Here is a 22,782-nt window from a genome sequence, read left to right as displayed (position 1 = left end):
AGCCAGGCCAGGCTTCCGGACCGTGCCCAGCACGACCGCCCGGTCCGGAAACGCCGGCGATTCCGCACCGCGGCCGCGAAACCGGAAGCGTCATCGGCCGCGGGAAATACTGCTGGGCATGGTGTTCTGCATTCCAGCTTTGGCCGGTTTGGGCACTTTTGTCTTTTTCCCTTTGGTGCAGGCGCTCTTCCTTTCCACGCGAGGCACCGACATCAACGGAAACCCTTCGCGGTCGGTGGGCGGGCAGAACTTCGCGCAGCTGTTCACCCCGGAATTCGGCACCGTCCTGCTCCACACCCTGTTCTTCACGCTCTTCGTCGTCGCGGCCGGGGTCGTGCTCCCGATGGCGCTCGCGGTGCCGCTGGCCCAGCGGCTGCCCGGCATGCGCGTGTTCCGGACGCTGTTCACCCTCCCGTTCGCCTACTCCGCGTCGGCGGCGAGCGTGGTGTGGCTGCTCATGCTGGACCCGTCGATGTCGCCGGTGAACTGGCTGCTCGAACTGCTCGGGATGGACGCGCCGGGCTGGACCACCGAATCGCCGTGGGCGCTGCTCACCGTCGCGTGGGCGACAGTCTGGGTCGCGAGCGGATTCAACCTGCTCGTCCTCGGCGCGGGGCTGGCCGGCGTCGACGAAGACGTCCTCGAGGCCGCCCGGCTGGACGGCGCCACCGGGCTGCGCAGCTTCTTCAGCGTGGTCCTGCCGATGATCTCGCCCAGCGTGTTCTTCGTGGTGGTCACCACCACGCTCACTTCGCTGCAGGCGCTCGGCCAGGTGCAGGTCATGACCGACGGCGGCCCCAACGGCAGCACCAGCACCCTGGTCTTCTCGATCTACCACAACGCCTTCGAGAACGGGAACAACAACTACGGCCTCGCCAGCGCGCAGGGCCTCGTCCTGCTGGTGGTCGGCATCGTGCTCGCCGCGATCCAGTTCGGCGTCGTGGAAAGGCGGGTGCATTACCGGTGAGCCAGGCACTCGAACGCCCCGCGAAGACGTCGCCCCGGCGGCGCCGTTCGCTCAACCGGCCCGGGCGCCCGGTCAGCGCACTGACCTACGCGTGGCTGCTCGTGGCCATGGTCGTGCTGCTGTTCCCGGTGCTGCTCACCGTGGTGGGCGGGTTCCTGCCGGAAGGCCAGCTCGTGCGTCGGCCGCCAGGGCTGTTCAGCGGCAGCTACGGGTTCGACAACTACGTCGCGGCCTGGCGGGAGACCGTCGTTCCGCTGCTGCCCGCCTTCTTCAACTCGTTGTTCGTCGGAGTGGTGATCATGGCGGCGCACCTGGTGACCTCGTGCCTGGCCGCCTACGCGCTGGTGTTCGTCCGGATGCCGTTGCGGCAGCCGATCTTCTGGCTGTTCATGGTCACCATCATGGTGCCCTACGAAGCGATCGTCGTGCCCAATGCGCTGTTCATCCGCAGCATGGGCATCGAGAACAGCCAGTGGAGCCTGGTGCTGCCTTTCCTGGCCAACGGGTTCGGCGTCTTCCTGATGCGCCAGTCGTTTCGGCAGTTCCCCGCCGAACTGTCGGACGCCGCGCGCATCGACGGCTGCGGGCACCTGCGGTTCCTGTTCACGATCGTGCTGCCCTCGGTCCGCCCGTCGCTGACCGCGCTCGCCGTGTGGTCGTTCCTGCAGGGCTGGAACATGTACTTCTGGCCGCTGATCATCTCGTCGTCGAACAACTCGATGAACACCTTGCAGACCGCGGTGTTCGCGCTGAAGGCCAACGGCAACGGCACCCAGCAGGCCCTCGTGCTCGCCGGGGTCACCATCACCCTCGTGCCCACCCTGCTCCTGGTGATCTTCGGGCAACGCTGGCTCGTCCGCGGCTTCCTGGCCGGAGCCGTGAAATGACCACCGCACCCACCGTCCGACGAAAGGAAAACACCGTGCCGAACCGGAACCGCCGCGGTATCGCGGCCTTCGTGCTCGCCCTCGCCACCGCTGTGGCCGGCTGCTCGTCGGCGACCAACGCCGGCCCCCCGCCCGGCTCGGTCACCGCGCCCGGCGCGGACGCGCTGAACGGCAAGGGCGAGGTGACCGTCAACTTCTGGCACGCGATGAGCGGCACCAACGGCGAGACGTTGCGCAAGCTCGTCGACCAGTTCAACCAGCAGCACGCCGGCACGATCAAGGTCAACCTGAACTACAAGGGCCAGTACGACACCGCGCTGGCCGCGTACAAGAACTCCTCCCCGCAGCAGCGGCCGGACCTGATGCAGATGTACGACATCGGCACCCGCTACATGATCGACTCGAAGACGATCGTGCCGATGCAGTCGTTCATCGACGTCGACCACTACGACGTGTCCGACATCCAGCCGAACATCGCCGGCTACTACACCGTCGACAACAAGCTGTACTCGATGCCGTTCAACACCTCCATGCCGCTGCTCTACCTCAACCGGGAGGCCTTCGCGAAAGCCGGCCTCGACCCCGGCAAGCCGCCCGCGACACTCGACGAGATCACCGCGGACGCGCGCAAGATCAAGGCCACCTCGGGCGAAACCGTGCGATACGGCTTCGGCGCGACCCTCTACGGCTGGTTCGTCGAGCAATGGAACGCGATCGCGAACCAGACCGTCTGCGACTCCGAGAACGGCCGCACCGGCCGCGCCGGCAAGGCGACCCTGGCCACCGGCACCACCATCAAGCTGCTGCGGTGGTGGCAGCAGATGGTCAACGAGGGCCTGGCCATGAAACTGGACAGCAACACCGACAACGGGGACAACGCGTTCAGCTCCGGCACCGTCGCGATCGGACTGGAGTCCACCGGCTCGCTCGGCCAGTTCACCAAGGGCGCCGCCGCCGCGAAGAACCCGTTCACCGTGTCCACCGGCTTCTTCCCGAAGGTCAACGCCACCGACACCGGCGGCCCCATCATCGGCGGAGCCTCCCTGTGGACGATCAACTCCGGCGACGCCGCCCGCGAGCGCGCGTCCTGGGAACTGGTGAAGTTCCTCGCCGGGAAGCAAACCCAGGTCGCCTGGCACACCTCGACCGGCTACTTCCCCATCAGCAAAGCCGCCCTGCGGGAACCGGCCGACCAGCAGTGGGTCGCCCAGAAACCGCAGTTCGCGACAGCGATCCGACAGCTTGAGGCCACCAAGCTGACCCCCGCCACCCAGGGCTGCTCGGTCGGCGTGATGCCGGACATCCGCAAAGACGTCGAACAAGCCCTCCAGGCCGCGGTGCTCCAAGGCCAGGACGCCAAACAAGCCCTCACCGACGCCGAGAACAAGGCAGCCAAGCAGATCGCCGACTACAACGCCAAGCTCGGCGGCTGACCCCTCCCCCGGCCCGCGGCGCGTCCCTGCTGCTCGGCTTCGGTCCCGTGGGCGCCGAGCCGGGTGCCCGGCTCGGCGCGCTGATGATCGACCTCGGCCGTCACCGGCGCGTCCCGCCGCTCACTCCTGATCCGGCCGACCGGCCGAGACCGGCCAGCGGCGGTGCCGGCCGTCGATGACGAACGCGTGGCGGTGCCGCCACAGCCCGTCCTCGCCCTCGACCGCATCGGCGAGGTGCTCGGGGTCAGTACTCGCGTCGTGCGTGTGCTCGACCAGCGCAGGATCTCGCCGCGGCCACACGCGGGCCGCGGCCACCGCGCCCACCGCGGCGAGAGCAGCGAGCACGATCCAGGCCGCGGTGAACCCCGCGCCGGTGGCCAGCCATCCCGCGATCGGGTAGGCGAGCAGCCAGCACGCGTGCGACAGCGAGAACTGCGCGGCGAAGACAGCCGGGCGGTCAACCGGTGCGCTCGACCGCCGCAGCACCCGGCCCGCCGGTGTCAGGACCAGCCCGGTCCCCGCGCCGACGACCGCCCACACGACCAATGCGACCGGCCAGCGCCAGCCGCCGGCGTCCGCCGTGGACAGCGCGACCGCGCCGGCGACCGCGGCGAGAAGCCCCGCGGCGCCGGCGAACATGACAGCGCGCTCACCGGCCCGGCGGAGCAACTTCGGCACCAGCAGCGCGACCGCCATCGTGCCGACGCCGTTGCCGGCCAGCAGCCAGGCGACGTCGGCCTGCGATCGGCCGAGTTCGCCCTGGACGTAGTTGACGGTGTTGACCATCACGATCGCCCCGACCGCCGCCACGACCAGATTCAGCCCGAGCACGCCCCGCAGCCGCGGCGTCGCGGCGTAGATCCGCATCCCGGCCAGGGTCCGCTCCCACACGCCGCCGCGCCCGCTGCGAGCCGCGTCCGGGATCCGCGTGGTCACGACCAGAGCAGCGGACGCCAGGAACCCCGCCGACGTGCCGGTGAACAGCCAATGGAACGACACCGCGCTCAGCAGGGCCGCGGCCAGCATCGGAGACAGCAGGCTCTCCATCGTCGAGGCCAGCTGCGATGCCGACAACGCCCGCGTGTAATCGCGTTCGTCGGGCAGGATGTCCGGCAGCACGGCCTGGAACGTCGGAGTGAACGCGGCCGACGCCGACTGCAGCACGACGATCAGCACGTAGATCTGCCACACCTGGTCGACGAACGGCAGCGCCAGCACCACCAGGGCCCGCACCAGATCCAGGCAGACCAGCAGCACCCGCCGCGGGACCCGGTCCGCATACGCGCCCGCGACCGGAGCCACCGTCACGTAAGCGACCATCTTGATCGCCAGCGCGGTGCCCAGCACCGCGCCCGCGTCCGCACCCGCCAGTTGATATGCCAGCAGCCCGAGCGCGACCGTGGTCAACCCGGTCCCGAACAACGCCACCAGCTGCGCCCCGAACAGGTGCCGATAGTCCCGGCGGCCGAACAACGACAACACAGCGGCACACTCCTACTACCCGACGAGGACTGCCTCCCATGATAGGTGCACATGTACGCACATGATGAACCTGGTGTCCAATGGACCCAGCTGCCGCCTGCCGAACTGGTCGAAACCGCGTCTACCGCGCTGCGGATGCTCGCCGAACCTGGCCGGCTGCGGATGCTGTGGCTGCTCAGCGGCGACGAATACGACGTCGCGTCGCTGGCCGCGGCAGTCGGCATCGCCCGGCCGTCGGTTTCCCAGCACCTGGCCAAGCTCCGCCTGGCCGGGCTCGTCGAACTGCGCCGGGACGGGCGCCGCGCCCTCTACCGCGCCCGCGGCGGCCACGTGCGACGCCTCCTGGCCGAGGCCATGAACGCCGCCGACCACCACCTGCACAGCATCCCGGACCACGACTAGCCCGGAGGCGGTGCGTGCCGCCGGCCGACGCGAGGTTCCGCTACCTCGTCCGCTTCTTCGCCCGCTCGAACGCCACCCGAGGCCGGCCGTGCACTCGGGGTGCGAGTGTGCGGCCTGCCGCCGACGCTCGACGGCTCGGCCTGTCACGCGAACAGCTCGAAGGCCAGCGTCAGCGGTCCAGGTCGAGCGCGGCGTGGGCCTGCCGATCGTCGTTCTCCCTGCCGGTCGCATCGCCGCGCCGCACCGGCAGCAGCAGGGTGAAGGTCGGCGGCGCCGGCCGTCCCAGCAGCAGCCGGCCCCCTTCGGCTTCCGCCAGGCTGCGGGCGAGAGCGAGGCCGATCCCGTGCCCGGCGGCGGAGTCGGACCGCCGCCGGAAAGGATCGGCATCCGAGGCGAGACCCGGTCCTTCGTCGGTCACGTCGAAAGCGATGGCTTCTCCCATGTCTCGGACGGTGACGGTGACCGTGCCCCGGCCGTGCCGGGAGGCGTTGTCCAGCAGCACGGTCATGGCTTGGCGGGTCGCGAGAGCCGAGACGCGGGTCTCCGCGAGGTCGAGAGGATCTCGCAACAGCAAGACCCGGCCTTGCGCGGCCAGCAGACCGTGCCAATCCTGCCGGAACTCGGCGAGCGCGGTCTTCACCTCGACGAGTTCGGTGCCGGGATGGGCATCGCGGGCGAGGGCGAGCAGGTCGCGGATGGTGCGGTCGAGCCGGTAGGTCGTCTCCAGCGCGGCGGTGACAGCCGGGCGCAACGCCGGGTCCGGGCTCTCCAGCGCGACCTCGAGTTGCATCTGCAGACCGGCGAGCGGGGTGCGCAACTGGTGCGAAGCGTCCGCGGAGAACGCCCGCTCACGGGCGAGGATGTCCCCGATGCGCCCAGCGGTCGTGTCCAGTGCGATGCCCGCCCGGTCGATCTCGGGAATGCGGGACCGGCGGGTCCGCACGGTGAAGTCCCCGTCGCCGAGCCGCGCAGCGCTGGTGGACAGCTCTTCGAGCGGCGCGGCCAGCCGGACCGACAGGCGGTGCGCGACAAGCCAGGTGGCGGCCAGCGCCACCACCGCCAGGCCGCCCATGCCCAGCCACGTCAGCGCAGTGCGCCGATCCACCTCGCTGTGCGGGGTCGCGGCGCGCACCATGCCGACGACCGTCCCGGCATCGGTGATCGGAACGATGGCGACCAGGTCCGTCCCGGTGTCGTCGGCGATCACTTCGTTCGCCCGGATCGCCGAGCCCGCCGCTTCGAGCCGCGCGGGTCCGCCTCCGGCCAGCCGGTCCCCGGACGGGTTGTAGAGAGCCAGCGAGGTGTTCGCCTCCGCGGCCGGGAGCCGGTCGGGCAGATCGTGCCGGATCACCTGCGCCGAGACGGACAAGGCCGCCGAGTCGGCAAGCCGTTCCAGCTCGGCACGCTCGTCGTCGAGGTAGTAGCGGGCGACGCCGACCGCGAGCGGCAAGCCGAACAAGCTGATCGCCAGCACGCCGGCCAGCACGGTCAACAGGATGATTCGCTTGCGCACAACGGCTCCTTCGGCGGCGGGCGCGCGCCCTCGGCGTCCAGTGTGCAGCCGCTCCGGCCATCGTGCGTTCGCGAGGCGGTTCGTTTGCCGTCCGCTAACCGGCGGCCGCTCCGGCGGGAAACGGGAGGCCGCGGCCCGCGGAATTTTGCCGTGCGCTGGCCGAAACGAGCCGAAGGCCTTTCGCGCCCCTCTCTAGCGTCGTCCTCGCACCAGTCGCCGTGGGAGGGAAACCGCAATGAAACGCACGACCGGTCACGCCGGAATCGTTGTCGCGTCGCTCGCCGCGGCACTGGCACTGGGTGCGTGTTCCTCAGCGAACAGCCCGGCATCCCCGGGTGCTTCGCCCGCCCCGAATGCCCCGGAGGCCAATCCGGCGGGCGACATTCCCGACAACCAGGTGTACGTCCCGCTCACCACGCCAGACCACCGATTCACCGTGTCGGTTCCGGAGGGCTGGGCACGAAGCACAGCAGGCAATTCCGCGTTGTTCACCGACAAATTCAACAGCGTCCGCGTCGAAACCACCGCCCGCCCGCAAGCCCCCACCACCGGGTCGGCGACCGCGGAGGAATTGCCCGCCATCCGCACCGGCAGCCGCGGCTACGTCGCCGGGTCCGTCAGCACCGTCGCGCGCAAGGCGGGAAACGCGGTCCTGATCACCTACCAGGCCGACTCGCCACCGGACCCGGTCACCGGGAAATCGGTCGCTGACTCGGTGGAGCGGTACGAATTCTGGAACAACGGCGAAGAACTGGTCCTCACGCTGAGCGGCCCCAAAGGGGCGGACAACGTCGATCCGTGGCGCACGATCACCGACTCGGTGCGGTGGATGTGATGGCAGCGCCGCTGCACGCGCGCCAGCTGTATCGCTTCTACCGCTCGGGCGAGGAGGAAACCCTGGCGCTCAAAGGGGTTTCCCTCGCCGTCGAAAGCGGCGAGATCGTCGCGGTGACCGGACCTTCCGGATCGGGAAAGTCCACTCTGCTCGCCTGCCTGGCCGGCATGGACGATCCGGACGGCGGCAGCGTGCACGTCGCCGGCAGCCGGATCAGCCACCAGCCGGAGCCGGTGCGGGCCAGGCTGCGCTCCCGCCGGATCGGGATGCTGTTCCAGAACGGCAATCTCCTGGAGCACCTCACCGTAGCGGGCAACGTGGTGGTGGCACAGCGCCTCGCCGGCCGGCGCGCCGCGCGCGACCCGGGCGCGCTTCTGTCCGCATTGGGCATCGCGGATCGGGATCGTGCTTACCCCAGCCAGCTTTCCGGCGGCGAACTCGCCCGGGCGGGCCTCGCGGTCGCCCTGGCCAACACGCCGGCCGTGGTGCTGGCCGACGAACCCACCGGCGAACTGGACAGCACGACGGAACACCGGATCCTCGAACTGCTGGCCGAGACAGCACACGACGGGACGGCGGTGGTGGTCGCCAGTCACAGCCCGGCGGTGAGCGCGTTCGCGCACCGGACGGTCCGGCTCGACGACGGAAAGGTATGCGAATGACCGGCGACACCGCGCCCGCGACGCGATTCGGCCGCGCCGACCGCGAACCGGGGATATTGGCCGAATGCCGGGATGTCGCCCGTACCTACGGAAAGGGGCCGACCGCCGTCGTGGCGGTGCACGGCATCACCTGCCGGATCCGCCCGGGCCTGCGGCTGGCGGTCACCGGGCCGTCCGGATCGGGCAAATCCACTCTGCTGCACCTGATCGCCGGGATCGACCGGCCCACCGCGGGCACCGTCGAGTGGCCGGATCTGCACCACCGAGCCACCGAGGTCGGAGTCGTCTTCCAGGGTCCCAGTCTGCTGCCCGCGCTGGACGCGACCGAGAACGTGGCGCTGCCGCTTCTGCTGGCCGGAGAGCCCGAGGACGAGGCCTTCCGCCGTGCCCGGTCCGCACTCGGCCGGCTGGCGATCGACGACCTGGGAGGCAAGCTGCCGGACGAGCTGTCCGGCGGGCAGGCGCAGCGGGTCGCGGTCGCGCGGGTGCTGGCCGCCCGCCCGCTGCTGATCGTCGCCGACGAACCCACCGGCCAGCTCGACCACGAGTCCGCCGAACGGGTCATGACGGTCCTGGCCGCCACGGCCGACGAACTGGGCGCCGCGCTGGTCGTCGCGACGCACGACCCGTTCGTGGCCGCCCGGCTGGGGCAGGAATGGACGATGCGCGACGGCCGGCTCCACGGCGCGGCCGATCCCGGCCTTGCCGAGCGAAACGGAGAGACTCGATGATCCGGCATTGGATTTCCGGCTTGGTGCGCCGCCGAGGGGTCCGCCTCGGCGCGACGGCCGGCGGCATCGCGGTCGCCGTCGCGCTGCTGGTGTCCCTCGGCAGTTTCCTCGCCGCCGCACAGGGTTCGATGACCGGCCGCGCCGCCCGCGGCGTCGCCGTGGACTGGCAGGTCGAGGTGCGCGCCGGCGCGAACCCCGCCTCCGTCCGCGACCTCGTCCGGAACGGGCCGGGGGTGCTGCGCTCGGACACGGTGGGATTCGCGCGGACAACCGGCATGTCGGCATCCGGCGGCGGGACCGCCCAGACGACCGGACCCGGGGTGGTGCTCGGGCTGCCCGGCTCCTACCGCGGTGATTTCCCCGGCGCGGTGCGCACTCTGGCCGGAGCCGATCACGGAGTCGCACTGGCCCAGCAGACCGCCGCGAACCTGCACGCCAAACCCGGCGATGTCATCCAGCTCGGACGGGCGGGGCTGCCCCCGGTCAGCGTCCGCGTCACCGAGGTCGTCGACCTTCCGCAAGCGGATTCCCTGTTCCAGAAGGTCGGCGCCCCGGCAGGCGCGCAGCCCTCCGCGCCCCCGGACAACGTCCTCATCCTCGGCAGCGGCGCGTGGCACGCCTTGTTCGACCCGCTCGCCGCGGCCCGCCCGGACCTGGTGACCACCCAGATCCACGCCGCGCTGAACCGCTCGCTTCCCGCCGACCCGGCAACCGCCTACACCCAGGTCGTGGGCGCGGCACACAATGTCGAGGCCCGCTCCGCCGGCACTGCCGTCGTAGGCAACAACCTCGGCGCCGCCCTGGACGCGGCGCGCTCCGATGCCGCCTACGCGCGGGTGCTGTTCCTGTTTCTCGGGCTCCCGGGAGCAGTCCTCGCGGGCCTCCTGACGGCCGTGGCCGTGGCCGCGGGCGCCCCTCGCCGCCGGCGCGAGCAAGCTCTCCTGCGCGCGCGTGGCGCGACCGGCCGGCAACTGCTGCGCTTGGCCGCGGCGGAGGCCCTCCTCGTCGGCGCAGCTGGGTCGGTCGTCGGCGCCGCCGCTGCCGCCTTGATCGGGTTGACGGCTTTCGGATCGGCGCGGTTCGGGGCGAGCGGGGCGGACGCGACCGGCTGGTCCGTCGCCGCCGTTCTCTCCGGGCTGGCCATCGCCGGACTGACGGTGCTCGCTCCGGCCTGGCGCGACCTGCGCGGGACCACAGTGGCCTCGGGGCGGGCCGCCCTGACGCGCCGCGAGCGGCCGGCCTGGAGCCGGTACGGCCTCGATGTGCTCCTGCTCGCCGCCGCCGCGGTCGTGTTCTGGCTGACGAGCCGGACCGGCTACCAACTGGTGCTGGCGCCGGAAGGCGTGCCGGCCATTTCAGTGTCGTACTGGGCGTTCGCTTCGCCCGCGCTGTTCTGGCTCGGCTCCGGGCTGCTCGCGTGGCGATTGGCAGAGCTCTTGCTCGGCCCCGGCCGCCGTCTCCTGGGCCGCGGCCTCCGGCCCTTCGCCGGCTCGCTGGCGAATGTCGTGGCGGGCTCGCTGGCGCGCCAGCGGCGGCTGCTCGCGCACGCCATCGTGCTGCTGGCGCTGGCGCTCTCGTTCGCCGCGTCCACCGCGACGTTCAACGCGACCTACCAGGCCCAGGCCGAGGCCGACGCGCAGCTGACCAACGGCGCCGACGTCACGGTCACCGAATCGCCTGGAACTTCGGCCGGGCCATCCGCGGCCGGCCCGATCGCCGCCACCCCCGGCGTGCGCGGTGTCGAACCCGTCCAGCATCGCTTCGCCTACGTCGGAGCGGATCTGCAAGACCTCTACGGCGTGCGGCCGGACAGCATCACCACGGTGACCGCTCTGCAGGACGCCTATTTCCAGGGCGGCACCGCCCGGGAACTGATGCAGCGGCTCGCCGCACAGCCCGACGCCATCCTCGTGAGCGCCGAGACCGTCAAAGACTTCCAGCTGAGCCCCGGCGATCTGCTCAATCTCCGGCTGCAGGACGGACGGACAAAACAATTCACCACGGTGGCCTTCCATTACGCGGGCGTGGTGAAGGAATTCCCGACCGCGCCCAAGGACAGCTTCTTCGTCGCCAACGCCGCCTATGTCGCCCAGCACACCGGCAGCGACGCCGTCGGAGCGTTCCTGGTCGACACCGGCGGGCAGAACACCACCGCGGTGGCCCGCCGGCTCCAGGACCGGCTCGGTCCGGCCGCGACCGTGACCGACATCGCGCACACCCGCGCCACCGTCGGCTCCAGCCTGACCGCGGTCGACCTCGCGGGCCTGACCCGAGTCGAACTCGGATTCGCGCTCGTGCTCGCCGCCGCCGCGGGCGGCCTGGTCCTCGCGCTCGGGCTCGCCGAACGACGCCGCTCCTTCGCGATCGCCGGCGCACTCGGCGCGACTCCTCGCCAGCTGCGCTCGTTCGTGCTCGGCGAGGTGCTCGTGCTCGGCGCCGGCGGCCTCCTCGCCGGAGGCCTCGCCGGCTGGGCCCTTTCGCACCTGCTGGTGAAAGTGCTGACCGGGGTGTTCGATCCGCCTCCGGCCGCACTCACGGTGCCGTGGAGCTACCTCGTCGCGGTCGGCGCGACCGCTGTCGCGGCGCTCGCCGTGGTCGCCGCCGTCACGGTCAGAATCGCCCGGCGGTCCCCGATCGCGGTGCTCCATGAACTCTGACGCCCCGTCTCGCGCGGCCGCCCGCGGTGTCGGAATTTCGTTAGACCACGGCAAAATCTCGCTCCGAACCCGTCACCGGATGGGCTGACGCACCGGCGAAACCGGCCGGCGGCACGCTTCACTGACGATCATGAACAAGCTTCCCCCGATCACCGCGGTCTTCTGGATCATGAAGATCGCGGCCACGACGCTCGGCGAGACCGCCGGCGATCTGCTCGCCCAGACCCTGCGCGTCGGTTACCTGGCAAGCTCGGCCATCCTCGTCACGGTCTTCGTCGCCAGCCTGGCGACCCAGCTGGCGGTGAAGACCTTCCGCCCGGCGCTCTACTGGACGGTCATCCTCGCCACCAGCACAGCCGGAACGACGATGTCCGACTTCATGAACCGGACCGCGGGCCTCGGCTACGCCGCCGGCGCGCTGGTCCTGGTGACCGCGCTGCTCGCCGTGTTCGCGATCTGGAAGTCCACCGGCTACTCGTTCGACGTGCAGACCATCGCCACGTTCAAGGGCGAATTGCTGTACTGGACGGCGATCCTGCTCTCCAACACGCTCGGCACGTCGCTCGGGGACTTCCTCGCCGACGATTCCGGCCTCGGCTTCGGCGGCACCGCCCTGGTGATCACCGCGGTCCTGCTGCTCGCGCTCCTGGCGATGCGGACGACCCCGATCTCGCGGACCCTGCTGTTCTGGATCGCTTTCGTCCTGACCCGGCCGCTGGGCGCGTCGGCGGGCGACTTCGTCAGCAAACCGGTCTCCGCGGGCGGGATGGGCTACGGCACCGTCGGAGCCTCGGTCCTGCTCGGATCGGTCCTGGTCGCGTTGATCGGCTACACCGCCTGGCAGCAACGGCAGATCCGGCTCGCCGGCCTCGCCGCGTGACGCGGACGGGTCCGGCGGGGTGCTCAGCCGTCCGGATCGCGGTCGGCTTGGGGCTGTTCGAGCCGATAGCCGTGGCCGCGCAGAGTCGTGATGGCGGGAGCCTCCGCCGGCCCGGCCGCGTCCTCGAGCTTGCGCCGCAGCGCGGCGACGTGGACGTCGAGGGTCTTGGTGGAGCCGAACCAGTGCGCGTCCCACACGTCGGCCATCAGCGTCGTGCGGCTGACCGCCGCCCCGGGTTCGGCCGCCAGCCGCGCGAGCAGGTCGAATTCCTTGGCCCGCAACGGAATCTCGTGTCCGGACACGGTCGCCCGGCGAGCCGCCCGGTCGACCTGGAGCGGCCCGACCGCGAGGACGGCCCGGTTGTCCGCCGGCGCCGCGCCCCGGCGCAGATGCGCCCGGATCCGGGCGTGCAGTTCGGTGAGCCGGACCGGCTTCGTCAGGTAGTCGTCGGCACCGGCCTCCAGTCCGACGACGACGTCCATCTCTTCCTGCCGCGCGGTGAGAATCACCAGCACGCAGCCCGGCTGGACGACTCGCAGTTCCCGGCACAATTCGACCCCGTCCAGGTCCGGCAGGCCGAGGTCGAGCAAAGCCAGTTCGAACTCGTGCAGCCGCGCTTCGCGCAGGGCCGCCCGGGCGGACCGGTGCCACGCCACCCGATGGCCGTGCTGGTGCAGGCTCGTCTGCAGGGTCCGCCCGATCGTGTCGTCGTCCTCGACCACCAGCAGCTCCGCCATGCCCCGAGCTTAGCCATCGGATTCCCGCCGGAAGGCCGGTACGGGCGGCCTCTCCCGGGTGAACCAGCCAGGTTTTGCGTTGCGCTAACCTCTGCCTTGACGGTTTTCTCCCCGCGCGTTCCTACCGTGGCGACTATGACGGTCCTGAATCGGCCCAGCCGCGGAACCCGGCCGTCCCTCCCGGTCCGGACGAGGGCGGCGGTCGCCGCCGGCAACGCGGCCGCCCGGGCCTCCCGCGCCGCCGGCCTCGGCCGCGGCGGCATCATCGGAGGCCGGGTCAGCTTGGCGCTCCAGCCGGCGGCGCTGGCCCATCTGTGCCGGGACCGGGAGGTGGTGCTGGTCACCGGGACGAACGGCAAGTCCACCACGACCTGCCTGCTCGCCGCCGCGCTGCGGCCGTTCGGCGGAGTCGCGTGCAACGCCAGCGGCGCGAACATGCCCGACGGCCTGGTCGCGGCGCTGGCCGCCAGCCCGACGGCCCGGTACGCGGCACTCGAGGTCGACGAAAACCACCTCCCCGCCGTGCTGGCCGAAACGACCCCGGCCGCGGTCGTCCTGCTGAACCTCAGCCGCGACCAGCTCGACCGGACCGGCGAGGTCCGGCGCACCGAGAATGTCCTGCGCGCCGCCTTCGCCGCCGGTCCGTCCACAATGGTCATCGCCAACTGCGACGACCCCCTTGCCGCCTCCGCGGCGATGGCTGCCGCGAATCCGGTGTGGCTTTCGGCAGGCAACTCCTGGCGAGGCGACAGCGCGTCCTGCCCGCGCTGCGGGAGCGCGGTGCGCGAAGCATTTGGCGGCTGGCGGTGTTTCTGCGGCTTCGCCCGCCCGGAACCCGCCTGGGTCCTGGACGACGGCGAACTCGTGCACCGGAAGGGATTGCGGGTCCGCTTGGCTCCCGCCTTGCCCGGACGGGCCAACGCCGGCAACCTCGCCTTCGCCGCCGTGGCCGCGGCGTCGCTCGGCGTGCCGCTGGACGCCGCCGCGGCCGCCGCCGACGCGGTCGACCAAGTCGACGGCCGGTACCGCGTCGTCGGCTACCGGGAACGCCGGGTTCGCTTGCTGCTGGCCAAGAACCCGGCCGGCTGGGCGGAAACGCTGCGGATTCTCGCGCCGGGCGCCAGCCCCGCCGTGCTGGCGGTCAACGCGCGCGAAGCCGACGGGACAGACCCGTCATGGTTGTGGGACGTCGCGTTCGGCGCATTGCGAGGACGGCGGATCGTCGCTTCGGGCGACCGGGCCATGGACCTGTCGGTCCGGCTGAGCTACGCGGAAGTCGCACATCGCGTCGTGCCGGATCCGCTCGCCGCGGTCGCGGCGCTCCCGCCCGGGCCGGTCGAACTGGTCGGCAACTACACGGCGTTCCGCGACGCGGCGGCGAGGCTGGCGCATGCCCGGTGAGTCCGCGGTCCGCATCGGGCTGTTGCTGCCCGATCTGCTGGGCACCTACGGGGATTGCGGGAACGCCGAAATCCTCCAGCGACGCCTGCAGTGGCGGGGATTCCCCGCCGCGGTCATCCCGATCACCGTCGACGACGAGGTCGCCGACTCGCTCGACCTGTACGTCATCGGCGGCGGCGAAGACTCCGCGCAGTCGCTGGCCGCCGACTTCCTCGCCCGGCAACCCGGCTTCGCCCGCGCCGTCGGCCGGGGAGCGCCGCTGCTCGCCGTGTGCGCCGGGCTTCAGGTGCTCGGACGGGAATTCACGACCGGACACGGGCGGGTCCGGACCGGCATCGGCGTGCTCGATCTCGTCACCGCACCGGCCCGCGACCGGGCGGTCGGGGAGATCCGCACTCGCCCCGTTCCGTCTTTGCTCACGGAAGCGTTGACCGGCTTCGAAAATCACCAAGGCCACACCACGCTCGGCCCAGCGGCACAACCCCTCGGCCGGGTCGAGCACGGCACCGGGAACGGCGACGGCTTCGACGGAGCCGTCCAGGGCCGCGTCGTCGGCACCTACCTGCACGGACCCGCGCTCGCGCGCAACCCGGAGCTGGCCGACCTGCTCTTGAGCTGGGCCGTGGGCACACCGTTGCGCCCGCTCGAGGTGCCCGGCCTGGCCGAACTCCGGCGGCAGCGGCTGTCCCGCCCACGGCGTAGGCGCTGACGGCACGGCAGCCGATGCCTGATCCGGCGCCGTACAGCGGCTGCCGCCGGCCCAGGTCGACCGGCAGGCACCCGCTCCGTCGCCGCTGACCCCGTGCGCACGCTCCGCACGGGGTCAGCGCGATGCCCGAACGCCTACTCCTGGCCCTGGAACTGGTGATCCGCATTGCCCGCGGGATCCTGATGCCCGCCCGGGCCGTCGGCCTCCGCCGCGCCGCCGTGCGGCTCGGCGGTCGCTTCGGGCCCCTCCGCGCCCGGCTGCTCCGGCGCCGCCTGCGGCTCTGCCGCAGCCTGTTGCACCTGAGCAACGGGCGCAGCGGCCGGTGCCGGCGCGCTGGGGGCCGCGGACGCGACCGCTGTGCCCAGCATGGCGGCCAGCAGCGCCGCCGCTGCCGCGCCCGCGGCCAATCGTGCTCGTCCCGTCATGATTCCTCCTGCTGTCGTGACTTCGGCGACCGCTACCGGGCACCGTTGCCGCAGGCTGGCACGCGGACGCTGGCCACACGCTGAACGAAGCTGAGAAAACACCGTCGGCGACTCAGATCCGCGAGTCGTCGATCAGCCGGTAGCCGATCCCGCGCAGCGTCTCGATGGTCTGCCTGCCGAAGGGAACATCGATTTTCCGGCGGAGGTACCCGACATAGACCTCCACCACGTTGTCGTCGCCGTCGTACTGCGCGTCCCACACGTGGGCGAGGATGTCCGGCTTCGTCAGCGCCTCGCCCGGCCGGCGCATCAGGTACTCCAGGAGACTGAATTCCCTTGGGGTCAAAGCGATCTCCGTCTCCGCTCGCCGCACCGAACGCCGCGCCGGATCGAGGACCAGGTCGCCTGCCCGCAGCACGCTGGGGCGGGCCGGCGCACCGCGGCGGAGCAGCGCGCGCAGCCGGGCCAGCAGAACCACATAGGAGAACGGCTTGGTCAGGTAGTCGTCCGCGCCGAGGTCGAAAGCGTCCGCCTCGTCGTATTCGCCGTCCTTGGCGGTGAGCATGACCACCGGCACCCAGTTGCCCTCCGCGCGCAACGTCTCGAGCACGCGGTAGCCGGACAGCCCGGGCACCATGATGTCCAGCACCACGATGTCGTACGGACGCTCCCTGGCCGCCCACAACCCGTCGGGCCCGGTGCCGGCCACATCCACCGCGAATCCGTCCGCGACCAGGTTGCGGCGCACGGATTCGGCCAGCCGCGGTTCGTCCTCCACGAGCAGAACACGCATAGTCTCGACCTCTCGCTCAGTCCGGTGTCTCGTCCGCGACCCGCGCGGCGGCGGCTCCCGGGTCCTCCTCGGCGGCCGGGAATTCGACTCTGAAGAAGGCGCCGTGCCGACCGGGCGGCGGTGCGAGGCACTGGGCGCGACCGCCGTGGCGCGCGGCGATTCCCGCGACTATCGCCAACCCGAGCCCTGCTCCCCCATGGCCCCGGTCGCGTTCCGCGTCCAGCCGGACGAACCGGCCGAACACGTGCGACCGCTCCGCGGCCGGAACGCCCGCGCCGTCGTCGGACACCTCGACCACCGCCAGCCGGCCCTCTCGCCGGCAAACCAGCCGCACGGTGCTTTCCGCGTGCTCGCGGGCATTCTCGGTCAGATTGCGGACAGCGCGCGCGACCTGTGCCGCATTGCCGCGGATCCGCGCCGGCCGTACCCGGGCCTCGATCGTGAGCCCGCCGATCGACTTCAGCCGGATGGCTTCGGCCCGGACCACATCGTCCAGATCGACGTCGGCGGCGGGCGGTGCGTCACTGCCGTCGTCCGTGCGCGCGAGCACCAGCAGGTCGTCCACCAGCTCGCCCAGCCGGGCAGCCTCGGCGCCGTTGATGTCAACGAGCTCCGCCATGGTGATCCGTCCCGGATGCCGCGCCGCCAAATCCAGTGTCGCCGTGATCGTCGACAGCGGGGAACGCAACTCATGGCTGGCGTCGGCGACGAACCGGCGCTGCGCTGCCTGCGCGGAGGCCAGCCGCGCCAGCATCGCATTGAGCGTGCTGGCCAGGCGCTGGATCTCATCCTGCGCGCGCGGGACGGGGACCCGGACCGCCAGGTCTGTCATCGAGACCTCGGCGACGGTACGGCGCATCGCCTCCACCGGTCCCAGCGCGGCTCCCAGCGCCAGGTGGACCGCCAGCCACGCCAAGGCGAGCAACGGAACCGCAGCGGCGACCAGCAATACCGCCAGGCGCGCGACGGCCGTCCGGGCGCCTTCGAGCGACTGGGCCGCGACCACGGTGTAGCCGGCGGAGCTGACCGCCACCACCCGGTATTCGGCATTGTTCTGCCCCAACGGCAACGCGACGGTGGCGACCGCCTCGCCGCCGGCCGGCGGCAGGCCGGTCAGGATCGGCGGCTCGCCGGCCAGTTCGGCACTCGACCGCACCACCCGCCCGCCGGCGTCGAGAATCTGCACGGCCGCCGTTTCCCCGGGCGTCGCCGTGAGCGCCGGTTCAGCGACCGGGCCGCCCGCGGCGAGCGCGGCGGCGACATTCCGGGCTTTGGCCGACGCGGTATCGGTGGCGCCCGACACGAGCGAGCGGTTCAGCAACGCCAGCACGGCGACGCCGGCCGTGATCATGCCCAGCGCGAGAATGCCGATAGCGATGATGCTGCTCCACCGTCGAACACCGGCCCGCGCCACGCATTCGCGAATGCAGGCACTCGGCCTCATCTGCCGAGCATAACCGCGACACACCATTCGCTGAACGAATTCTCAGCATTTTCACAGCGCGCACCCATTTCGCGGCCGCGTTTTGCATTCCGCTTGCCGAACGCTGTCCTATTGCCCGCTCAACCGGGCCTACGGTCGGGTCATGGCCACTGCCGGCACACCGATGCCCAGACCCAAACGCCCGCGGCGCAAGCTAATTCTGGTGCTGGTCGTCGCGGTGCTCGCCTACCCGATCGGCAGCTACACCCGAGCCCTCACCTATCCCGGTGCGGCGTCGTTCGCGGTCCGCACTGTCGATTGGCTGCGCGAGATCGGGCTCGGCGGCGTCGTCAACACCGTCGAGAATTGGTGGTACACCAGGCATCCGCCCTCCGCCGCACCCCCGCCCGCCGGGTCGCTCCCGACCGCGCCGCCGCCTCTCCCCAGCCTCGGCGCCGGCCCCCGGCCCGCCGATCTCCCGGCACAACTCCCCCGGCTGCCCGGAGAAGGACGCTGGACCCCGGGAGCGAGTACGGCGGGCGGCCCGGTCGCCGACTACACGACCTTCATCCGGCCGGATCCCGCGCACGCCAGCGTGGTCGCCGGCGTCGCGTGGATCAACCAGTCGCTGGTGCGCGCCTCCCTCATCGCGGGCACCAAGGAGCCGGGCGGTTCCGGCTGGCCGGAGGGTGCGCGGGTGCCGTCCGGCGTGCGCCCGGCGCTGCTGGCCACGTTCAATGCCGGATTCAAGTTCAAAGACACCGCGGGCGGGTTCTACGCGGACGGCCGCACTGCCCGTCCGCTCAAGGACGGCGCCGCTTCGGTCGTCATCGACCGGTCCGGCCGGATATCGATCGCGCAATGGGGCCGCGACGCGACCATGTCCCCCGCCGTCCGCGCGGTACGGCAGAACCTCGCTCTGGTCGTCGACAACGGAAGCGCCGTCCCCGGGCTGCGGGCGAACGCCGTCGGCCGCTGGGGCAGCGCCAGCAACCAGTTCCAGTACACCTGGCGTTCCGGGCTCGGCACCGACCGGGCCGGGAATCTCCTTTACGTGGCCGGCGACAAACTGACCCTGCGGACGCTCGCCGGGGCCATGGTCCAGGCCGGAATCGTGCGCGGCATGGAACTGGACATCCACCCGGGAATGGTCGCGTTCAACGCCTACCGGCCCGACCGGCCCGGCAGCTCGCCGCGGAAGCTGCTGCCTGCCATGCCCGGCTCGGCGGACCGCTACCTGACCGCCGATCAACGCGACTTTTTCGCCATCGTCCTCCGGGGCGGAGCACCACCGGCCAGTGCCGGCGTCTCGCCGCTGTCGTCCCTCGGAGCGTGACAGCCGCCGCGACCGCGAGGACGCCCACCCGACCGGAAACTGACGTTCGGTCGCAGCCGACGCTGCGGCACCGTGCCGCCGCAAGGACCGGGAATCATTCTGCGAAAGAACGATCTGGACCACGCATGCGTGGTCCAACATCACTGAGGTTTTCTCCGCACGCGCTTGTCCGGCACCGCAGGTGCACACAGCGAGCACCGCGGAGAAGACTTCCAGGTCCGTGATCTATAGTTCTCCCACCGAGAGAATTCAGCTCCGAGGAGGGCCGTCCGCAATGGTCACGACGTCCCTGCCCAGCCCGCCGCAAGGCGTCTGGCACCTCGGACCGGTTCCGATCCGCGCCTACGCTTTGTGCATCATCGCCGGGATCGTCGTCGCCGTCTGGCTCGCCCGGCGACGCTGGCGCGCCCGCGGGCACAACCCCGACGACGTGCTCGACATCGCGATCTGGGCGGTCCCGTTCGGCATCGTCGGCGGACGGCTCTACCACTTGATCACCGACCCGGAACTGTACTTCGCCCCCGGCCGCGATCCGGTCCGGGCGCTCTACATCTGGGACGGCGGCCTCGGAATCTGGGGAGCCGTAGCGCTCGGCGCCCTCGGCGCCTGGATCGCCTGCCGCCGGCGGGGAATCAGCCTGCTGGAGTTCGCCGACGCCCTCGCTCCCGGGCTGGTCCTCGCGCAAGCCATCGGGCGCTGGGGCAACTACTTCAACCAAGAACTCTACGGCGCTCCGACCACCTTGCCCTGGGCATTGCGCATCGATCCGGCGCACCGCCCGCCCGACACCCCCGGCATCGGGCTGTACCACCCGACATTTCTTTACGAATGCCTCTGGGACGTCGGCGTCGCGGTGCTGTTGCTCTGGGCGGACAAGCGCTTCGACCTCCGCACCGGCAAGCTGTTCGCGCTGTACGTGGCCGCATACACCGTCGGACGCGCCTGGGTCGAAGCGCTGCGCGTCGACCACGCGAACCACTTCCTCGGCCTGCGCCTCAACGACTGGACTTCCCTGGTCGTTTTCCTCGCCGCGACAGCAGCGCTGCTGTGGCGGCGGCGCTCCGCGCGACCGCGCGACGACAGCGCCGGGGCGGCGAAAGGCCCGCCCCCGGTTTAACCGGTGCTCACCGCGGCCAGGGCCGCGTGCAACCGTTGCCCGGCTTCGTCGGTGACAGGCCGCAGATCCTGACGGCCGGGCACCGTGACCATCACTGCCGGGTCGAGCGCTTTGACCACGACATTGCACGGCAGCGGCACGCCGATCCGCGGCTCGATCTGCGGCGAGCCAGCTGCGGGTTGGAGGCCCCGAGAATCAACTGAGGGGGCACGGTCTCGTCCAGTTTCGCCTTGATCGTCGCTGCCACGTCGATCAGGACTCCGAACCTCTCCGCCGCGAGGGCTGCCGCACTTTTGCCACGACGGCTTCGGACGGATGGTCGCGGATGACCGACTTCGTGTAGTCCATGAGAGCATTTCCGTCCTGGACGCCGAAAACCGATTCCCGTCCGGCGACACGAACGGCATCCCTGACTCCGCGCGCGCGGCCCGCGCTCATCGCCCGTCCGGCATCCGACGGGGACGCTGCGGACGCTGGAGTCGTTCGCCGCGCGGAGGCGGCGCGGCGAACCGCTGGGGCGGCCTGGGAACCGCCGGACGGGGCGGCGCCGCGCGGCTCCGGTCTTGCGGCCCAAGGCTTTCCGGCCTGCGCCCCCGCGGAGACGCGACCGGCGGCGGTCCCGGGCGGCGCGTCGGCTCCGGCCGGTTGACCCACGCGTCGAACGTCACCAGGCCCGCCGCGAGAACGAGAAAAATGATCGTCATCACTACGCTGCGGGCGACGACCCCGACCCCGGCGATGGCCACGAGGCCGAGCACGGCGAACCAGCAGTAGGGATCCACGCGGCCGAACAACGGTTTCGCGCCTGCGCGTCTTCGCGAGCCGAGTGCCATCGCGCAACCCCAATCCACAGTGGACCGCTGACGCCCGGCCGCTCGTCGCCGCGCCGGAGCCCGGCCCGCGGCGAACGACACCGCGCTCGTCGCGGGACCTGGCCCTCATCCTACACGTTGTAGGATGAGGCTTGCCCGCTTCGGGCTGACCGCGCCGAACCAGACGACGGGAAGGGATCGATGCGGACCTTGACGGGACGACGCGATCCGCTGCGCTACCGGCGGCGAAAGCCCTTCGCCGGAATCGCCGCGCTGAGCGTCCTCATACTCGCCGCGATCGCGGTCTGGGTCACGACACTGCAGCGCGCCGCGGATGCCACCGCCTTGGTCGCCTGTCCTCCCCCGGCCGCCGGCACCGCGCCGCAGACGTTGGCCGCGCTGCCCTACGACGCGCTGGACGGCGTCGCTCCCGCGCCCGCCGCCGCCAGTCCGGTGACCGTGCTCAACGGCAGCGGCCAGCGCGGAAGCGCCGGACTCGCCGCGGGCGAACTCGCCCAGCTCGGTTTCCCGCAGGCGTCGCCCCCTGCCGACGACCCGTTGCACCCGGCCGGCGACTTGCGGTGTTTCGGCCAGATCCGCTTCGGTCCGGCAGGCACCGCGGCAGCCAGGACTCTCAGCCTGGCCGTACCGTGTGCCCAACTTGTGCGCGATCGCCGGACCGGCAGCAGCGTCGATCTCGCGCTGGGCAGCGACTTCAGCGACGTGACCCCGAATCCCGATGCCCGCCGGGCGCTCCAGCTGCTGGCGGCCGCGCCGAGCGGCCGTCCGGCCATCGGCGCGGCGCCGCCCGCCGTGACTCCGGCATTGCTGGCCGGGGCCCGCCGCGGGCAGTGCTGACCGCCGCCGTCATTCCACCGCCGCGCCCGCTGCCGGAGCCTCGACGCCGAGAAGAAGCGGGCGCAGCACGTTCGGCATCCGTCGCTGCACGAGCCTGCCCAGCAGCCCGGCGAGCGTCGGCACGAGCAGCAACGCGGCGACCGCACCGATGGCAAGCCCGGCCAGGACGTCGAGCGGGTAGTGCATCCCGGCGTACACCCGCGAGAAGGCAAGGAATACGGCGACCGCGCACGCGAGCACCCCCCAGCCGCGCGCGAACACGAGAACGCCCACCGCCAGTGCCGCGCCGAGCGCCGCGTGATCGCTGGGGAAGGAGTTGTCCGCCGAATGGCTCAGCAGCACAGTGACGCCGCGCAGAGCCAGGAACGGGCGAACCTCCTGGTGCAGCGCGGCGAAAAACTGGTTCAGACCCAGCGAGACGAGGGTCGCGACTCCGGTCAGCACCGCCGCCGCCAGCGCGCGGGCGGCGCCGCCACGGCCGCGGCGCGTCCACCACCCCAGAGCCAGCAGCAGCACGAGAATCACCGGGCCGCCCCACAACGCGAAGGCGGCCATGAACGGATGCGCCCACCCGGTGCGAGCGGCCAGCTGATTGATGTCCCAGAACAGGGCGAGATTCCACGGCACGGGCTTGGCTGGTCCTTCCGGCGGAAAGCGGATACGGCACAGACCGGTGATCCTACAGCTTGTAGGAAGAGCGAGCGGAAAGGCTCGCAACCGGC

The 22,782-nt window shown here is 71.4% G+C and carries 24 protein-coding genes; 14 read left to right on the top strand and 10 right to left on the bottom strand.

Annotation, left to right across the window (positions count from 1 at the left end):
* Nucleotides 1–118: 118 nt before the first annotated feature.
* The 3 genes from FKO37_RS11695 to FKO37_RS11685 are packed head-to-tail and all read left to right on the top strand — an operon-like array spanning nucleotide 119 to nucleotide 3,287.
* Entirely contained in the window at nucleotides 119–967 is an 849-nt protein-coding gene (locus tag FKO37_RS11695; protein WP_235079427.1) for a carbohydrate ABC transporter permease, read from the top strand.
* Entirely contained in the window at nucleotides 964–1,854 is an 891-nt protein-coding gene (locus FKO37_RS11690; protein ID WP_037365799.1) for a carbohydrate ABC transporter permease, read from the top strand. Before FKO37_RS11695 ends, FKO37_RS11690 begins: the two co-directional genes overlap by 4 nt.
* 35 nt (nucleotides 1,855–1,889) lie before the next feature.
* Nucleotides 1,890–3,287 (top strand): ABC transporter substrate-binding protein, encoded by a 1,398-nt coding sequence (locus tag FKO37_RS11685; protein WP_037365829.1) that lies wholly within the window; start codon nucleotides 1,890–1,892, stop codon nucleotides 3,285–3,287.
* A gap of 120 nt (nucleotides 3,288–3,407) precedes the next feature.
* On the opposite strand, the gene FKO37_RS11680 is transcribed toward FKO37_RS11685, so the two are convergent.
* Nucleotides 3,408–4,769, bottom strand: coding sequence for an MFS transporter (locus FKO37_RS11680; RefSeq protein ID WP_037365796.1), 1,362 nt, complete (start codon nucleotides 4,767–4,769; stop codon nucleotides 3,408–3,410).
* Between the two features lie 51 nt (nucleotides 4,770–4,820).
* Between FKO37_RS11680 and FKO37_RS11675 the strand changes: the two genes are divergently transcribed.
* Nucleotides 4,821–5,171: a helix-turn-helix transcriptional regulator gene (locus FKO37_RS11675; RefSeq protein ID WP_037365795.1), complete on the top strand. Its 351-nt coding sequence runs from the start codon at nucleotides 4,821–4,823 to the stop codon at nucleotides 5,169–5,171.
* Between the two features lie 169 nt (nucleotides 5,172–5,340).
* Here the strand turns inward: FKO37_RS11675 and FKO37_RS11670 are convergent, their stop codons facing one another.
* On the bottom strand, nucleotides 5,341–6,684 hold the full coding sequence (locus FKO37_RS11670) for a HAMP domain-containing sensor histidine kinase (protein WP_081655250.1): 1,344 nt from the start codon (nucleotides 6,682–6,684) through the stop codon (nucleotides 5,341–5,343).
* A gap of 235 nt (nucleotides 6,685–6,919) precedes the next feature.
* Here FKO37_RS11670 and FKO37_RS11665 point away from each other — a divergent pair, with 235 nt between their 5' ends.
* The 5 genes from FKO37_RS11665 (at nucleotide 6,920) to FKO37_RS11645 (ending at nucleotide 12,449) form a co-directional block, all read left to right on the top strand.
* Nucleotides 6,920–7,519 (top strand): hypothetical protein, encoded by a 600-nt coding sequence (locus FKO37_RS11665; protein ID WP_101437983.1) that lies wholly within the window; start codon nucleotides 6,920–6,922, stop codon nucleotides 7,517–7,519.
* Entirely contained in the window at nucleotides 7,519–8,181 is a 663-nt protein-coding gene (locus tag FKO37_RS11660; protein WP_037365793.1) for an ABC transporter ATP-binding protein, read from the top strand. The genes FKO37_RS11665 and FKO37_RS11660 overlap by 1 nt, the downstream gene beginning before the upstream one ends.
* Entirely contained in the window at nucleotides 8,178–8,912 is a 735-nt protein-coding gene (locus FKO37_RS11655) for an ABC transporter ATP-binding protein (RefSeq protein WP_051166276.1), read from the top strand. The genes FKO37_RS11660 and FKO37_RS11655 overlap by 4 nt, the downstream gene beginning before the upstream one ends.
* Nucleotides 8,909–11,569: an FtsX-like permease family protein gene (locus FKO37_RS11650; RefSeq protein ID WP_037365791.1), complete on the top strand. Its 2,661-nt coding sequence runs from the start codon at nucleotides 8,909–8,911 to the stop codon at nucleotides 11,567–11,569. Before FKO37_RS11655 ends, FKO37_RS11650 begins: the two co-directional genes overlap by 4 nt.
* 130 nt (nucleotides 11,570–11,699) lie before the next feature.
* Nucleotides 11,700–12,449 carry a membrane protein gene (locus tag FKO37_RS11645; protein ID WP_037365790.1) on the top strand — a complete coding sequence of 250 codons (750 nt, stop codon included), beginning with the start codon at nucleotides 11,700–11,702 and terminating at the stop codon, nucleotides 12,447–12,449.
* 23 nt (nucleotides 12,450–12,472) lie between these two features.
* Here FKO37_RS11645 and FKO37_RS11640 read toward each other — a convergent pair whose 3' ends face one another.
* Nucleotides 12,473–13,186 carry a response regulator transcription factor gene (locus tag FKO37_RS11640; protein WP_037365789.1) on the bottom strand — a complete coding sequence of 238 codons (714 nt, stop codon included), beginning with the start codon at nucleotides 13,184–13,186 and terminating at the stop codon, nucleotides 12,473–12,475.
* Between the two features lie 135 nt (nucleotides 13,187–13,321).
* Between FKO37_RS11640 and FKO37_RS11635 the strand changes: the two genes are divergently transcribed.
* Complete coding sequence (locus FKO37_RS11635) at nucleotides 13,322–14,587, top strand: MurT ligase domain-containing protein (protein ID WP_238604460.1); 1,266 nt, start codon at nucleotides 13,322–13,324, stop codon at nucleotides 14,585–14,587.
* The gene (locus FKO37_RS11630) at nucleotides 14,577–15,296 is read left to right on the top strand and encodes a type 1 glutamine amidotransferase (RefSeq protein WP_037365785.1); all 720 of its coding nucleotides are present in this window, start codon (nucleotides 14,577–14,579) and stop codon (nucleotides 15,294–15,296) included. The genes FKO37_RS11635 and FKO37_RS11630 overlap by 11 nt, the downstream gene beginning before the upstream one ends.
* 134 nt (nucleotides 15,297–15,430) lie before the next feature.
* Here FKO37_RS11630 and FKO37_RS11625 read toward each other — a convergent pair whose 3' ends face one another.
* The 3 genes from FKO37_RS11625 to FKO37_RS11615 form a co-directional block, all read right to left on the bottom strand.
* Nucleotides 15,431–15,721 (bottom strand): hypothetical protein, encoded by a 291-nt coding sequence (locus tag FKO37_RS11625; protein ID WP_143271428.1) that lies wholly within the window; start codon nucleotides 15,719–15,721, stop codon nucleotides 15,431–15,433.
* Between the two features lie 112 nt (nucleotides 15,722–15,833).
* Complete coding sequence (locus FKO37_RS11620) at nucleotides 15,834–16,514, bottom strand: response regulator transcription factor (RefSeq protein WP_037365780.1); 681 nt, start codon at nucleotides 16,512–16,514, stop codon at nucleotides 15,834–15,836.
* 16 nt (nucleotides 16,515–16,530) lie between these two features.
* Nucleotides 16,531–17,958: an ATP-binding protein gene (locus FKO37_RS11615; RefSeq protein ID WP_051166275.1), complete on the bottom strand. Its 1,428-nt coding sequence runs from the start codon at nucleotides 17,956–17,958 to the stop codon at nucleotides 16,531–16,533.
* 202 nt (nucleotides 17,959–18,160) lie between these two features.
* Between FKO37_RS11615 and FKO37_RS11610 the strand changes: the two genes are divergently transcribed.
* Together FKO37_RS11610 and lgt are read left to right on the top strand one after the other, a co-directional pair.
* The gene (locus FKO37_RS11610) at nucleotides 18,161–19,273 is read left to right on the top strand and encodes a phosphodiester glycosidase family protein (RefSeq protein ID WP_051166274.1); all 1,113 of its coding nucleotides are present in this window, start codon (nucleotides 18,161–18,163) and stop codon (nucleotides 19,271–19,273) included.
* A 274-nt stretch (nucleotides 19,274–19,547) separates the two neighbouring features.
* Nucleotides 19,548–20,390: a prolipoprotein diacylglyceryl transferase gene (lgt, locus tag FKO37_RS11605; RefSeq protein ID WP_051166273.1), complete on the top strand. Its 843-nt coding sequence runs from the start codon at nucleotides 19,548–19,550 to the stop codon at nucleotides 20,388–20,390.
* Here the strand turns inward: lgt and FKO37_RS11600 are convergent.
* From FKO37_RS11600 to FKO37_RS11590, 3 genes are all read right to left on the bottom strand, one after another.
* Complete coding sequence (locus tag FKO37_RS11600) at nucleotides 20,387–20,530, bottom strand: hypothetical protein (protein ID WP_235079432.1); 144 nt, start codon at nucleotides 20,528–20,530, stop codon at nucleotides 20,387–20,389. The two genes, lgt and FKO37_RS11600, sit on opposite strands and share 4 nt — an antisense overlap.
* Complete coding sequence (locus FKO37_RS11595; RefSeq protein ID WP_235079431.1) at nucleotides 20,482–20,601, bottom strand: hypothetical protein; 120 nt, start codon at nucleotides 20,599–20,601, stop codon at nucleotides 20,482–20,484. The genes FKO37_RS11600 and FKO37_RS11595 overlap by 49 nt, the downstream gene beginning before the upstream one ends.
* A 223-nt stretch (nucleotides 20,602–20,824) precedes the next feature.
* Nucleotides 20,825–21,223, bottom strand: coding sequence for a hypothetical protein (locus tag FKO37_RS11590; protein WP_101437982.1), 399 nt, complete (start codon nucleotides 21,221–21,223; stop codon nucleotides 20,825–20,827).
* 180 nt (nucleotides 21,224–21,403) lie between these two features.
* On the opposite strand from FKO37_RS11590, the gene cei reads away from it, so the two are divergent.
* The gene (gene cei, locus FKO37_RS11585) at nucleotides 21,404–22,060 is read left to right on the top strand and encodes an envelope integrity protein Cei (protein ID WP_051166272.1); all 657 of its coding nucleotides are present in this window, start codon (nucleotides 21,404–21,406) and stop codon (nucleotides 22,058–22,060) included.
* Between the two features lie 9 nt (nucleotides 22,061–22,069).
* Here the strand turns inward: cei and FKO37_RS11580 are convergent, their stop codons facing one another.
* The gene (locus FKO37_RS11580; protein WP_037365777.1) at nucleotides 22,070–22,687 is read right to left on the bottom strand and encodes a phosphatase PAP2 family protein; all 618 of its coding nucleotides are present in this window, start codon (nucleotides 22,685–22,687) and stop codon (nucleotides 22,070–22,072) included.
* Nucleotides 22,688–22,782 lie beyond the last annotated feature (95 nt).

This window comes from Amycolatopsis sp. Poz14 (assembly GCF_006704225.1).
Lineage (GTDB): Bacteria > Actinomycetota > Actinomycetes > Mycobacteriales > Pseudonocardiaceae > Amycolatopsis > Amycolatopsis nivea.
The sequence above is the reverse complement of the archived record's forward strand: the minus strand, read 5'-3'. Positions and strand labels throughout refer to the sequence as shown.

What these genes read in the sequence shown, in the direction of transcription:
- FKO37_RS11695 (WP_235079427.1), top strand. Translation starts at nt 119, where the DNA reads ATGGTGTTCTGCATTCCAGCTTTGGCCGGTTTGGGCACTTTTGTCTTT.
- FKO37_RS11675 (WP_037365795.1), top strand. Translation starts at nt 4,821, where the DNA reads ATGTACGCACATGATGAACCTGGTGTCCAATGGACCCAGCTGCCGCCT.
- FKO37_RS11665 (WP_101437983.1), top strand. Translation starts at nt 6,920, where the DNA reads ATGAAACGCACGACCGGTCACGCCGGAATCGTTGTCGCGTCGCTCGCC.
- FKO37_RS11660 (WP_037365793.1), top strand. Translation starts at nt 7,519, where the DNA reads ATGGCAGCGCCGCTGCACGCGCGCCAGCTGTATCGCTTCTACCGCTCG.
- FKO37_RS11655 (WP_051166276.1), top strand. Translation starts at nt 8,178, where the DNA reads ATGACCGGCGACACCGCGCCCGCGACGCGATTCGGCCGCGCCGACCGC.
- FKO37_RS11650 (WP_037365791.1), top strand. Translation starts at nt 8,909, where the DNA reads ATGATCCGGCATTGGATTTCCGGCTTGGTGCGCCGCCGAGGGGTCCGC.
- FKO37_RS11645 (WP_037365790.1), top strand. Translation starts at nt 11,700, where the DNA reads ATGAACAAGCTTCCCCCGATCACCGCGGTCTTCTGGATCATGAAGATC.
- FKO37_RS11640 (WP_037365789.1), bottom strand. Translation starts at nt 13,186, where the DNA reads ATGGCGGAGCTGCTGGTGGTCGAGGACGACGACACGATCGGGCGGACC.
- FKO37_RS11635 (WP_238604460.1), top strand. Translation starts at nt 13,322, where the DNA reads ATGACGGTCCTGAATCGGCCCAGCCGCGGAACCCGGCCGTCCCTCCCG.
- FKO37_RS11630 (WP_037365785.1), top strand. Translation starts at nt 14,577, where the DNA reads ATGCCCGGTGAGTCCGCGGTCCGCATCGGGCTGTTGCTGCCCGATCTG.
- FKO37_RS11625 (WP_143271428.1), bottom strand. Translation starts at nt 15,721, where the DNA reads ATGACGGGACGAGCACGATTGGCCGCGGGCGCGGCAGCGGCGGCGCTG.
- FKO37_RS11620 (WP_037365780.1), bottom strand. Translation starts at nt 16,514, where the DNA reads ATGCGTGTTCTGCTCGTGGAGGACGAACCGCGGCTGGCCGAATCCGTG.
- FKO37_RS11615 (WP_051166275.1), bottom strand. Translation starts at nt 17,958, where the DNA reads ATGAGGCCGAGTGCCTGCATTCGCGAATGCGTGGCGCGGGCCGGTGTT.
- lgt (WP_051166273.1), top strand. Translation starts at nt 19,548, where the DNA reads ATGGTCACGACGTCCCTGCCCAGCCCGCCGCAAGGCGTCTGGCACCTC.
- FKO37_RS11590 (WP_101437982.1), bottom strand. Translation starts at nt 21,223, where the DNA reads ATGGCACTCGGCTCGCGAAGACGCGCAGGCGCGAAACCGTTGTTCGGC.
- cei (WP_051166272.1), top strand. Translation starts at nt 21,404, where the DNA reads ATGCGGACCTTGACGGGACGACGCGATCCGCTGCGCTACCGGCGGCGA.